We start from the raw sequence: 12524 nt of genomic DNA on the forward strand, positions 1-12524 counted from the left end.
ACCCGCCTGCGCCGCACTTTTTATCATTCCGTCACCGCATAATCGGGGGTCGAAATGATGCTGTTATTTATCTCCTTTTGGATATTTCCATTATGCTTACTTTAATGACTCCGCCAGCCTTGCTGCCGGTCGATTTGGTCTTAGCCAAAACCTTCCTGCGGGTCGATCACGTTGATGAAGACGTGTTGATCGAGAGCTTTATCGGCTCTGCCGTCACGCGCATTGAAACGGCGCTGAGCCGGGTGATGATGACCCGGACTTATCGCCTGACCGCGCCCGCTGATTTGGGCCCGCTCATTCCGATCAAACCTGTTCCGGTCGCGGGCATTTTAGACATGCGCGTGACAAACGGGCAAGGCGGCGAAGTCGTTATTCCGCCAGCGGATTATACGCTTGATCTGCGACGAGAGCCTGCGGAATTGCGCCTCAAATCCGGACAGTTTTCAGACTATTTGGCGGGCGCGTGCGACGTACAGGTCACGTTCACAGCGGGCTATGGCGCAGAGCCCGGCGATGTTCCGCTTCCCATTCGACAAGCCGTTTTGCTGCTGACCGCGCAAAGTTATGAGCACCGCGATCAGCCGGATCACCCGGCCTTGCCGATGATGGCTGAGGCGCTGCTTATGCCCTATCGAACCTATCGATTGTCAGGGGGGAGATTATGATCGGTGATCTGCGCAGTCGGCTGGGTCTGTATAGCGCCCGGCAAAGTTCCGATGACATTGGCGGCGCGGTTACATCATGGCAGCTCGACCGCATTGTCTGGGGCCATATTGCGCCGCAATCGATCTCAGAACGTGGCGCGCATGGACGCCTGTCAGTCACACAAAGCTATAAAATTACCATCCGCTATATGCCGGGCTTTCCGGAGCGCGCACGCCTAATTTGGGGCGCGCGCACCTTGCGGGTGATCACGGCCAGCGACCCCGATAACCGCGGCGAGCGGCTACATCTTATTTGTGAAGAGGAGCGTTTATGAGCGCCTATAATCCTGCGCTATCCGTGGCGCGCGCCCTGCATTCGGCCCTGTCCGGTGACGCGGCGCTACGGGGTCATCTTGGTGATCCGGCGCGGCTTTACGACCACGCGCCCGATGAACCGGTCTTTCCCTATCTGACCTACGGGCCGATGCGGACCGAAGATATAAGCGGGGATATGGCGCCGCTGACGGCGCATACGCTGACGCTGCATGTCTGGTCGCGCTATGGCGGGCGGACGCAAACGCTCAGAATTCTGGGTGATTTGCGCCGCGTGGTTGAGGAGAATTTATCCGCTAATGATGCGCTTATTATAGCCGCCTCTGTGCTCTTTTCCGACTGCCTGCGCGCGCCCGACGGACGCACGATTCACGGCATATTGCGCGTCTCAATCCGCACTCAACCTGTCGATAGTTCATTAGAGGAGGTGGCGTAATGAGCGCTCAAAAAGGACGGGATATCCTCGTCAAAATTCATGACGGCCTCGGCTTTGTGACTCTGGCCGGACTGCGGACAAAATCGCTCAATTTAAACGCCCGCCTTGTCGATATTACCGATAGCGACAGCGTCGATGCGTGGCGTGAACTTTTGCCTGGCGCGGGGGTGAAGTCCATCACCGTCTCCGGTGCGGGTATTTTTCGCGACGGCGCGTCCGACGCGCTGGCGCGCGAAAGTTTCTTTGCCCAGAGCGCGAAAGATTATCAGTTGATCATCCCTGATTTCGGAACGTTAACCGGCGCTTTTTTAATGAGCGAGCTCTCCTATGCCGGACGCTATGAGGGTGAAGCCACATATGACATTGCGCTGGCCAGTGCGGGCGCGATTACATTTACGGTGCTGTAATGAGCGCGCGTTTCGGCGACAGCTTTATGACTCTGGAGAGCGGAGAGACTGCTCATTTTCGCCTGACCTTCGGCGCATTGGCCGAGATTTGTGCAAAGCTTGGCGTGAATAATCCGAAAGCTCTGGCCAAAAAACTATTGCCCCTGAACTCTGATGATGCGGCATTAATTGCCGGCGCTATGCATTTCGCGGCCACGGCGCAGCGCCGAATTTTCACATATTCAGACAAGGATTATCCGGCCCTATCCGCCGCAATTGCCATGCAGTTCGAAGCCGGATTTTCCGAAAATTTCCTATGAGCGATGATCCCGATTTCCCGTTTGACCGCTGGCTCAAAATCGCCGTGACGATTCTGCGCATTTCACCGTCACAGTTCTGGGCGATGAGCCTGCTGGACTGGCAAATGCTGACACGCATTGATGAGAAGAGCTTGGGCCGCGCCGATCTGGCGGCCCTCCAACACCACTATCCTGACGAGACATATATATGACACAAATTGATAATGGCGCTGGCGCGCTGGAGGACTTCGCAGTCCGCGAGGCCAAATCCGGCGCGCAGGCAACGGCTCAAGCGTTTGAGGCGGCGGGGCGGCGCATCGAAGCCGCGCTGGTCAAAGCGGCTAAGACCGGGGAGTTGTCCTTTCACGACATGGCCGAAGCGATCCTTAAAGACCTCGCCCGCATCGCCGTGCAGCAGGTCATTACCGGCCCGCTGGAAACGGCGCTTGGGGGCCTTGGCAGTGAGAGAAATTCCGGAATTCCGCAATCGCCACAAGGCCCCATGAATATCACACTCAACCTGTCCGGCGTGTCGGATGCCGGCAGCTTCACGCGCAGCCAAGGGCAGATTTCCGCCGCGCTGGCCCGCGCAGTCTCCGAGGGACAGAGGTTTTTATGATAGACGATATTGTATTTCCGCTGCCGCTGGCCTTTGGCGCGAGCGGCGGTCCTTCTCGCGTGGTCGAAATTTATACCGCCGCCTCCGGGCGCGAGCAAAGAAACAGCCCGCACGCACAGTCCCGCCGCCGATTTGACGCCGGAGTCGGGATTAAATCGCTGGATGATATTCACACTTTGATCGCGTTTTTTGAAGCGCGCGGCGGACAGCTTCGCGGCTTTCGGTTTCGTGACCCGATGGATTATAAAAGCAGCCCGCCAAGCGAAGGCATCCGTCCCACAGACCAATCTGTCGGTATAGGCGACGGCGCGGTGGATCGCTTCATCCTCGTCAAAAACTATGGCGATAATGCGGGGCAACATACTCGCCGCATTGCTTATCCGCGATTTGAGACGCTCGCCGTTTTCGTTGACGGTCTAGCCGTTCCAGTCACGTGGGACGCGGAGGAAAAAGAAGTTGTCCTTGATACGCCCCCCGCTATCGGCGCCGTGATCACGGCAGGATTTGAATTTGATACGCCTGTGCGCTTTGACACCCCGTCGCTGACGCTGGCCTTACAAGCGTTTGGCGCGGGGCAAGCCGCCCATATCCCGCTGATAGAGGTTACTGAATATGCGTGATCTTTCCCCTGAATTTAGGGCTTTGATAGAGGCCGAACATAGCCGGGTGTGCTGGTGCTGGACGATCACGCGCGCAGATGAGATCATGCTTGGATTTACGGATCATGACCGTGATTTGACGGTGGGCGGCGTCATCCATTATGCGCGTAGCGGCCTGACCCCCAGCGCTGTGGATAGCCGCGAAGGATTCGCGGTCGATAACTCCGCCATTGCAGGCGCTCTGGATCATGAGAGCTTAGACAGCGCCGCTCTGGCTAAAGGCTTATTTGATGGCGCGCAGATTATTCTTCGCCGCGTGTCATGGGAAAACCCGGATATCACCGATACGGTGTGGGCGGGGCGCTTCGGTAAAATTACGCGCAGTGATAATGGCTTCACGGCTGACCTTGTCGGGCCGGGCGAGGCGCTTAACCGCGCGGTGGGCCGCGTCTTTTCTAAAATGTGTGACGCGCGGTTTGGCGATGCGCGTTGCGGCGTTGACGCGGCCAATTATCCTGAAGGAACGCTTTGCCCGCGCACATTCGAGGCGTGCCAATCCCTGTTTAATAATACCGTGAATTTTCGCGGCTTTCCCTATCTCATCGGCGATGACGCCATGCAGGCGGGGCCGGATAGTCAGGCCGTGCGTGACGGAAGCTCGCGCTATTCATGACGCAGATCAGCCGCGCGGACATCGTGGCTGCGGCCCGCGACTGGATCGGCACGCCTTATCGTCACCAAGCGTGCTGTAAAAACGCCGGCACGGATTGCCTCGGTCTTATACGCGGGCTGTGGGCTGAGCTTTACGGCAGCCTGCCTGAGTTGCCGCCGCCCTATAGTCCCGATTGGGCCGAGCGGGCGGGCCGCGAAACCTTATACGCCGCTGCCGCGCGCCATATGGTCGAAAAACCGCTTTCGGCCGCAAAGCCCGGCGATATGCTTCTGTTTCGTATGGCCGCAAACAGCCCCGTCAAACACGCAGCCATCATCAGCGCGCCGGATAAGATCATCCATGCTTATTGGGCGCGCGCCGTGACCGAGAGTTTTCTCATTCCCTATTGGCAGAGGCGACGCGCCTATGCCTTTTCATTTCCAAATCTGACGGACCCCACATGAGTAATGTCATCTTGCAAAGCGCGGCGCGGGCCGCCCCTCTCATTGCCCGGACAGCCGGGCGTATCGCGCTGGCCTATGCCAATAGCGCCATTAGCCGCGCCTTTGATAACCGCGTATTCGAAGGCCCGCGTCTGGAGCAATTTCACCTGCTGACCTCACAGGACGGCGCGCCTATGGCGCGGGTTTTTGGCCGTGTGCGTCTGGCCGGGCAGGTCATCTGGGCGGCCCGTATAACCGAAATCCAAACGGATGAGCAGGTTGGCGGCAAAGGCGGCGGGCCTGTGCAGCGCGATTATAGCTACAGTATAAGTTTTGCGATCGGTCTGTGCGAGGGAGAGATTTCCGGCATTGGCCGCATCTGGGCGAATGGCGAAATCCTGCGCGCCAGCAACCTGAATTACCGCGTTCATTACGGCGCGGACGGCCAAGTGCCCGATCCGCTAATTGCCGAGATTGAAGGCGGCGATGTGCCCGCCTTTCGCGGCGTGGCCTATATCGTCTTTGAGGATTTTCCGCTGGATGATTATGGTGCGCGTCTGCCGCAGATTAATGTCGAAGTGTTTGCCGCGCCTGACAGTGTAGGCGGCGAGCCCCGGCTTGAGGATCTGGTGACAGGCGTCAATCTTATCCCCGGGTCAGGCGAATTTGTCTATGCGACAACGCCAGTCGAAGAGCTGATCAAACCCGGGCAAACGCGGGCTCTTAATGTCAATAATATGGACGGACGAAGCGATGCCTCTATCGCACTGGATCAGCTGCAAAGCCAGCTGCCCAATTGCAAACATGTCAGCCTGATTGTGTCTTGGTTCGGCGATGATCTGCGCGCGGGGCAATGCAAATTGCGTCCGGGGATCGAGCGCCGTGACCGCGTTACGCAGCCTTTAACCTGGCGCGTTAATGGTCAGACCCGTGACACGGCCATACTCATCCGCGAGGCAGGCGGCAATGCCGTTTATGGCGGTACGCCCGATGATAGCTCCGTTATTGATATGATCCGCGAGCTTAAATCACGTGGCTTTTCGGTGACGCTTTACCCGTTCATCCTAATGGATGTGGACAGCAAAACGGGGCAGGGCGCATTTCCGTGGCGCGGCCGTATTATCAGCGTCGCTGCTGATGACAGCGCCGCTGCACAGGGCGAAGTCGCCGCCTTTTTTGGCGCGTGCAGCGCGTCTGATTTTGCCGCAGACGGAGAGACCGTGACATATAATGGCCCGGTCGAGGACAGTTTTCGCCGTATGATTTTGCATTACGCAAAACTGGCCGGCCTTGCGGGCGGGGTGGATAAATTCATTATCGGATCAGAAATGCGCGGCCTGACCACGATACGCGGCGGCGGCCTATCCTATCCCGCCGTGTCGGCCTTTAAAACGCTGGCCGCCGATGTGCGCTCCGTTATGGGCGCGCAGACGCAGCTCACCTATGCCGCCGATTGGAGCGAATATTTCGGCCATCATTTCGGCGATAATGTCATCTTCCATCTCGATCCCTTATGGGCTGATCCAAATATAGACGCAGTGGGGATAGATGCCTATTTTTCACTTTCGGATTGGCGTGAAGAGGCAGACCATCTCGACGGGGCTCTGACCGATAATATTTATGATACGGATTATTTAGCGGGCAATATTGAGGGGGGTGAAGGCTATGAGTGGTTCTACGCCAGCGCCGCAGATCGCGAGTCGCAAAATCGCACCGCGATTACCGACGGGGCATACTCAAAACCGTGGGTGTATCGTTATAAAGACCTGAAAAATTGGTGGACCAACCCGCATTACAATCGCATTGATGGCGTCGAGCAGGCCATGCCGACGTCCTGGACGCCGCAATCAAAACCGATTTGGCTGACCGAAATTGGCTGTCCTGCTATCGATAAGGGTGCCAACCAGCCCAATGTATTTTACGACCCGAAAAGCAGTGAGAGCGCTGCGCCCTATCATTCGACCGCGCAGCGCGACGACCTGATCCAGCGTCGATATCTGGAGAGCCTGCTCACATATTACAGCGAAGGCGGCGCGAATAATCCGGTGTCGTCAGTGTATGGCGGGCCGATGATAGCGCCCGATCACAGGCATGTCTGGTGTTGGGATGCACGGCCGTTTCCCGACTTTCCGGTCCGCGACAGCGTCTGGGCAGACGGCGAGAATTGGTCACGCGGGCATTGGCTATCGGGCCGCGTCGGGGCCGCCATGCTGGGCGATGTTGTGCGCGATATTGTGACCGCAGGGGGCCATAGCGCGCCGGATGTCAGCGGCCTAACCGGCATTGTGACGGGCTACCGCATTGACCGCCCGATGAGCGTGCGCGCCGCGCTGGAGCCGCTCGCCTTTGTCTATGATTTTACAATAGTAGAAGATGCCGGAGCGTTGCGTTTTATCCATAACGGGCGCAGTGAGGCGACGGCGTTAACGCTCGATGATTTGGCCGAAAAACATCCCGGCCCGGCGGAATTTATCGCCGCCGACCCCAAAGCCCGGATGCGCGAGCTGCGCCTGCATTATATCGATAGTGGCGGCGATTATCGCGCCGCGACGGTCAGCGCGCAGGACGATCTTGCGCAGAGTGAAGGCGTCATCGACATGACGGCGCCGCTGGTGATGGACGCGGCGGGGGCAAAGGCGGTGACAGTGCAGATTATGTCCGCCGCCACCGCGGCGCGGCGCAGCGCGCAATTCTTGCTTATGCCGCGCGCTCATGCCCTGCAGCCCGGCGATATCGTCACGCTTCGGGATAGCGCGGCGCGCTACCAGATTGAAGCGCTGGATGGTTTGATGCAGCGTGACGTTACAGCCCGCGCCCTGCCGGATGGGCGTGGCCTGGCCTTGGTGACGATAGGAGAGCCTGCAGTTCCGGATACGCCGCTCTGGACATCGGAGCCGCAAATTATTGTGATCGACGCTGTCAATCTGCCCCTATTCGAGGGTCGGAGCGGGCCGCTTATCGTGGCAAATGCCGAGCCTTTTTCGCCCGTGACAGTCATCCATGCGGGCGCGCAAATCACGTTAAACCGCCGCGCCATGGTCGGGACGACGCTCACAGATTTCCTGGCCCGCCCTGTGGGCCGCTTTGATGAGGCCGGATATTTGGATATTGAGCTGGCTTGGGGCCATATTGCGAGCGTCGAAGAGCTGGACGTTCTATCAGGGGGAAATGCGCTGGCTTTGGAAACGCTGCAAGGGTGGGAGATCATCCAGTTCCAATATGCGCAACTGATTGCGCCGCGCACTTATCGCCTGTCCAGATTTTTACGGGGGCAAGCGGGCAGTGATTATGCGATGGCCGCAAATCTTGCAGCGGGTGCGCGGCTCGTCATCCTAAATGACGCCGCGCAGCCCCTTGCACTCTCAAATGAGCTGGCCGGAACGACAGTCACGTTGCAGGTTTATACCGGTGACCGCGCCATGCAGAAGATTGAGGTGGATTACACCGCTGCGCATCTTAAACCGCTCTCGCCTGTCTATCTACGCGCGACTGAAACGCCAGGCAGTCTGAATATATCATGGCTGCGGCGCGGACGGTCAGGCGCAGATAGCTGGGCCGGAACTGATATACCCTTAGGCGAGGAGACCGAGCAATATTCCGTAACCGTCATCAAAAATGATGTTCGTCTTGCGCAATATCTGATGCCGCAACACGCCTTTAGTATGCCCATGCAAAACCTGCCCGACCGTCCTTTCCAGATTGCCGTGGCACAGTTGTCAATGGTGATCGGTGCGGGGTTTGCAACTAAAATCAGTCTCACCTGACCCGTTGTAAAACACGGATAAATCCTTAAATACCTCCTGTAGAAAGGAGGCAGATATGGCCGAAAACCCGTACACCCTATTGGGCATTAAAAAGACCGCGACAGAAACAGAGATACGCAAAGCCTATCGGGCTTTGGCTAAAAAACTGCATCCTGACGTCAATCCCGATGAAAAAGCACAGGAAAAGTTCAAGAAGATCAGCGCGGCTTACACGCTGCTGACGGACAAGGATATGCGCGCGCGCTATGATAGCGGACAGGTGGACGGCCAAGGCCAGCAGCAAGCGCAAAATCCGTTTGGCGCCGGCTATGGCGGACGCGGTGGTCAACAGCCTGCAGGCGGATTCCAAGGCCAAGGCTTTGACGATATGAATGATATCTTTGCCTCGCTTTTTGGCATGCAAATGGGCGGACAGCGCGGCGGCGCGCGCCTGCGCCCGCAAAAAGGCGGTGATATTCGTTATAAGCTCACCATCGATTTTCTCGAAGCCGTAACAGGCGGCGCAAAATCAGTTAGCATGGGCGACGGGCAGAAACTGTCCATTAAAATTCCCGAAGGCACGGATGACGGCACGACGCTTCGCTTGCGCGGTAAAGGGCAGCCCGGCGCGAATGGCGGCCTTGCGGGTGACGCCATGGTTGAGATCAGCGTGCGACCGCATAAATATTTCCGCCGTGACGGAAAGGATTTGCGCCTCGATCACAATATCGACCTGCAAACCGCGGTTGTTGGCGGCAAGACCGAAGTCATGACTCCAACGGGCACCGCCAAGGTGAGCATTAAAGCGGGAACGAGTTCCGGGAAAACGCTTCGCCTGAAAGGCAAGGGCGTCAAAGGAGGCGATCTCTACGTGAAGCTTATGATCGTATTGCCGGATGACCTGTCAGAGCTCTCCGCCTTGTATCAGGAAAAGGTGCAGTAGCGTCTTTTCCTTGCCCATTGCGGTAAGCCTGCTTACATACGCTTACATAACAAGACATTCAGTTTAGGTTCAGCGCAATTTGCTATGGATGCGATATGACTATCACGCGATTACATAAGCTGACATTTGGCGCCGCCTGCGCGGCGATGCTGGCGTTTGGCGTGCCCTCTGTGGCGAGCGCGCAAACTCGCACAAATGGGCCGGATTACACCGCCCGCCAGAGCTATGAGGCTGTGCCAATGGCGCGCCGCCGTGCGGCGCCTCCCGGCCAATATCAGGTCGCGCAAAATCAGATTTCCCCCAGTCAGGCCAAAGCGATTGCCATGCGCGCCGTACCGCGCAGCAAATATCTGGATCTGCGCATGGATGGCAGTGGATATCGCGTCCGGCTGATCAATAAGGACGGCGAACGCGTCGAAGTCTTTGTTGACGCGCGCTCCGGTGCTTACCGCATCGTCAGAGCGTAAATCCTTTGCGTTTTTGACGCTTCCCCCTAAACATGACTGCGACCAGCTTCCGAAAGGGCAAATATCATGAGAGTTTTGATTGTCGAAGATGATGCCGATCTGTGCCGCCAACTTGTCGACGCGATGAAGACGGCCGGTTACGCGGTCGATCACGCCACCGACGGGGAAGAAGGTCACTTTTTAGGCGATACAGAGCCTTATGACGCGGTAGTGTTAGATCTTGGCCTGCCCACGATAGACGGCATTTCCATATTGCAAAAATGGCGTGCTGACGAGAAGACCTTCCCGGTTCTCATCCTGACGGCCCGCGATCAATGGAGCGAAAAAGTCGCCGGATTTGACGCCGGAGCCGATGATTACCTCACCAAGCCCTTTCACACCGAAGAGCTTCTAGCGCGCCTTCGCGCCCTGCTGCGCCGGTCCGCGGGCCATAGCACGGATACGCTGGATATTGGCGGACTGATCGTCGATACGCGCGCGGCCCGCGCCTTTGTGGAAGGCAGGCCCGTTAAGCTCACCAGCCACGAATTTCGCCTGCTCAATTATATGGCGCTGCATCAGGGCCGCGTGATTTCGCGCACCGAACTGGTCGAGCATATTTACGATCAGGACTTTGACCGCGACAGCAACACCATCGAAGTGTTTGTCGGACGCCTGCGGAAGAAAATCGGGGTTGACCGGATCGAAACTGTGCGCGGTCTGGGCTATCGCCTTGTTGATCCGGATGAGGGCAAACCCGTTCCGCCAAAGCTGGAAGATAAGTCAGCGTAGAAGCGGCGGGGATTTTAACGTTTATATGGCCGAGCCGCGCAAACCGAAACTGCCGACGCAAGCCGAAGTGACGCGTTCGCTTGTTGGGCGTCTTGTACGCGCCGCTGCCCTATGGGCGCTGCCGCTCCTCGCTTTGACAGCATTCGCTCTGTCATGGCTTTATCGCAATTCCACCTATCAGATTATCGAAGAGCCGCTCGTTGAAACGGTGACCTCCCTACTGGCCCATACCGACACCATTCCCCAAAGCGACGGGGAGACGATTATTGACCTGAACCGCGAACCGCTTGATCCACGGTTTCAGCGTGCTTTATCGGGTCTATATTGGGAAATTTTATCGCGTGATGAACAAACGAAACAGCTTAGATCAGAGATAAATTCTAGGTCCCTATATGGCGCGACGATAAAGCTGCCTGTCAGCGCTGTCGAACGCCTGATGACCGAACCGGGGCTGGAACTGCGCACTTCGGCGACCGGAGCTGACAGCGAAAGCCTGCGCGTCGTGGCGCGCTCAATCATTCTGCCGAATATGGACCGCCCCGTCATTATGGTTGCCGGTATTAACCAAGCGCCGGCCAACCGCGCCGTGCGGCGCTTTGCGCTATTGGCCATTGGCCTGGTGGCGGCGCTCACATTGGGCCTGATCGGGGCGATTATATTGCAGGTTCGGCTGGGCCTGCAGCCTTTATTTGATCTGCGCGAACGCGTCGCCGATGTACGTGAGGGGCGGCAGGCACAGGTTTTGGGCAAATACCCGCAGGAAATCGCGCCGCTGGCCCTGGAGCTTAATTCACTGATCGCGCATAACCGCGATATTGTCGAGCGCGCCCGCACTCATGTTTCCAATCTCGCGCACGCGCTGAAAACACCGCTCGCCGTATTGCAAAATGACGCTGCGGCCAAAGACCCTGAACTGGCCGCCAGTGTCACGAAGCAAACCGAGAATATGCTCGCGCAGGTGAACCAACACCTGGCCCGCGCCCGCGCCGCCGCCCGCGCGCAAACCACAACGGCGCGCAGCGATATCGCCAAGGCCGTCAATGATCTGACGCGTACATTAGAGAAAATCTACCGGGATAAGTCAGTCGCAGTGGATTTGGCGCTGGCTGAAAATGTAGGCTTTCGCGGCGAGAAAACCGATCTGGACGATATGATCGGTAATCTCTTGGATAACGCCTTTAAATGGAGCGCGGGGCGGGTCAGCGCGCGTGTAGAATCAGATCCCGAACGCAGCGATTTCGTGCGCATCATCATTGGTGATGACGGGCCGGGTATATCACAGGAGCTTCGCGATCAAGCCCGGCTGCGTGGTGAGCGCCTTGATGAAACCATGCCCGGAACAGGGTTCGGCCTTGCCATTGTTGATGATCTGGCCCGCGCCTATCAGGGCGAGTTGATTCTCGGCAAAAGTAGCTGGGGCGGACTGGAAGCGATCTTAAGACTGCCGCGCGTGCAGGATGGCCGGGTGACATGAGCGATAAACCGGTCCATTTGGAAGACCGCACCTCTGAGGGCGCGCGACTGTTTTCACCGACAGCGGCCCGTAATTGCGGCCCTATAGCAGACATTATCGCGCCGCAGATTAAGCCTGGCCAATGCGTTCTGGAAATTGCTTCCGGCACGGGGCAGCAGGCGATGGCGATTATCGACAAAGCTCTTGATATTTACTGGCAACCCAGTGATCCTGATGCGGCGTCGCGCGCCAGCGTTAAGACTTATATTGAAGCCGCGCCGCTGCGACTGTTAGACCCGTTAAATATTGACGTCACGCAGCCAAATTGGTGGGCGGCTTTGCCCCGAACCTATGATCACATGTTTTGCGCCAATATGATCCATATCGCGCCCGCCGCCGCACTGCATGGACTCGCAAAGGGGGCGGGCGAATTGCTTCCACCCGGCGGCAATATCTGGCTTTATGGTCCGTTTTTGTTCGGCGACGATAGCGCACAGTCAAATCTGACCTTTAATGACCGGTTAAAACAACGTGATCCCGCATGGGGCGTACGAGAGTTAGACTTTGTTAAGCCTATTTTTGCGAATGCAGGGCTAGACTGCGACCGTGTGACCGCTATGCCTGCAAATAATCACATTATTTGCCTGAAAAAACCCTAGCGACATACAACATGACGACTTTGTCATAATTTGGACATGTTTGTGTTATGCGCCAGGCTGCATGACACTAATAGCTA

At 57.3% G+C, this 12524-nt stretch carries 16 protein-coding genes; all 16 read left to right on the plus strand.

The window, feature by feature from the left end; translation table 11 throughout:
- Positions 1–92: 92 nt before the first annotated feature.
- The 16 genes from H142_RS0100585 to H142_RS0100660 all read left to right on the plus strand — a co-directional run bounded on the left by H142_RS0100585 (position 93) and on the right by H142_RS0100660 (position 12447).
- A complete protein-coding gene (locus H142_RS0100585) occupies positions 93–665 on the plus strand; it encodes a head-tail connector protein (RefSeq protein WP_156811840.1) in 573 nt (190 codons plus the stop codon).
- Entirely contained in the window at positions 662–979 is a 318-nt protein-coding gene (locus H142_RS0100590; RefSeq protein ID WP_017930149.1) for a phage head closure protein, read from the plus strand. The genes H142_RS0100585 and H142_RS0100590 overlap by 4 nt, the downstream gene beginning before the upstream one ends.
- On the plus strand, positions 976–1413 hold the full coding sequence (locus H142_RS16000) for a DUF3168 domain-containing protein (protein ID WP_017930150.1): 438 nt from the start codon (positions 976–978) through the stop codon (positions 1411–1413). Before H142_RS0100590 ends, H142_RS16000 begins: the two co-directional genes overlap by 4 nt.
- Complete coding sequence (locus H142_RS0100600) at positions 1413–1820, plus strand: phage major tail protein, TP901-1 family (protein ID WP_017930151.1); 408 nt, start codon at positions 1413–1415, stop codon at positions 1818–1820. The genes H142_RS16000 and H142_RS0100600 overlap by 1 nt, the downstream gene beginning before the upstream one ends.
- Positions 1820–2119, plus strand: coding sequence for a hypothetical protein (locus H142_RS0100605; RefSeq protein WP_017930152.1), 300 nt, complete (start codon positions 1820–1822; stop codon positions 2117–2119). The genes H142_RS0100600 and H142_RS0100605 overlap by 1 nt, the downstream gene beginning before the upstream one ends.
- Positions 2116–2310, plus strand: a complete 195-nt coding sequence (locus tag H142_RS13760) for a phage tail assembly chaperone (protein ID WP_017930153.1) — start codon at positions 2116–2118, stop codon at positions 2308–2310. Before H142_RS0100605 ends, H142_RS13760 begins: the two co-directional genes overlap by 4 nt.
- Positions 2307–2717, plus strand: coding sequence for a phage tail tape measure C-terminal domain-containing protein (locus H142_RS0100615; RefSeq protein ID WP_017930154.1), 411 nt, complete (start codon positions 2307–2309; stop codon positions 2715–2717). The genes H142_RS13760 and H142_RS0100615 overlap by 4 nt, the downstream gene beginning before the upstream one ends.
- On the plus strand, positions 2714–3337 hold the full coding sequence (locus H142_RS0100620) for a DUF2460 domain-containing protein (RefSeq protein WP_017930155.1): 624 nt from the start codon (positions 2714–2716) through the stop codon (positions 3335–3337). The genes H142_RS0100615 and H142_RS0100620 overlap by 4 nt, the downstream gene beginning before the upstream one ends.
- Positions 3330–3989 carry a DUF2163 domain-containing protein gene (locus H142_RS0100625; RefSeq protein WP_017930156.1) on the plus strand — a complete coding sequence of 220 codons (660 nt, stop codon included), beginning with the start codon at positions 3330–3332 and terminating at the stop codon, positions 3987–3989. The genes H142_RS0100620 and H142_RS0100625 overlap by 8 nt, the downstream gene beginning before the upstream one ends.
- Positions 3986–4432, plus strand: a complete 447-nt coding sequence (locus H142_RS0100630) for an NlpC/P60 family protein (protein WP_017930157.1) — start codon at positions 3986–3988, stop codon at positions 4430–4432. The genes H142_RS0100625 and H142_RS0100630 overlap by 4 nt, the downstream gene beginning before the upstream one ends.
- On the plus strand, positions 4429–8175 hold the full coding sequence (locus H142_RS0100635; protein ID WP_017930158.1) for a baseplate multidomain protein megatron: 3747 nt from the start codon (positions 4429–4431) through the stop codon (positions 8173–8175). Before H142_RS0100630 ends, H142_RS0100635 begins: the two co-directional genes overlap by 4 nt.
- Before the next feature lie 55 nt (positions 8176–8230).
- Positions 8231–9097 (plus strand): DnaJ C-terminal domain-containing protein, encoded by an 867-nt coding sequence (locus H142_RS13765; protein WP_017930159.1) that lies wholly within the window; start codon positions 8231–8233, stop codon positions 9095–9097.
- 95 nt (positions 9098–9192) lie between these two features.
- Complete coding sequence (locus H142_RS13770; protein WP_017930160.1) at positions 9193–9564, plus strand: PepSY domain-containing protein; 372 nt, start codon at positions 9193–9195, stop codon at positions 9562–9564.
- Between the two features lie 66 nt (positions 9565–9630).
- Entirely contained in the window at positions 9631–10335 is a 705-nt protein-coding gene (locus H142_RS0100650) for a response regulator transcription factor (RefSeq protein WP_017930161.1), read from the plus strand.
- 25 nt (positions 10336–10360) lie between these two features.
- On the plus strand, positions 10361–11809 hold the full coding sequence (locus H142_RS0100655; protein WP_017930162.1) for a sensor histidine kinase: 1449 nt from the start codon (positions 10361–10363) through the stop codon (positions 11807–11809).
- Positions 11806–12447, plus strand: coding sequence for a DUF938 domain-containing protein (locus H142_RS0100660; RefSeq protein ID WP_017930163.1), 642 nt, complete (start codon positions 11806–11808; stop codon positions 12445–12447). The genes H142_RS0100655 and H142_RS0100660 overlap by 4 nt, the downstream gene beginning before the upstream one ends.
- Positions 12448–12524: the final 77 nt, after the last annotated feature.

It is taken from the genome of Robiginitomaculum antarcticum DSM 21748 (assembly GCF_000365025.1).
Lineage (GTDB): Bacteria > Pseudomonadota > Alphaproteobacteria > Caulobacterales > Maricaulaceae > Robiginitomaculum > Robiginitomaculum antarcticum.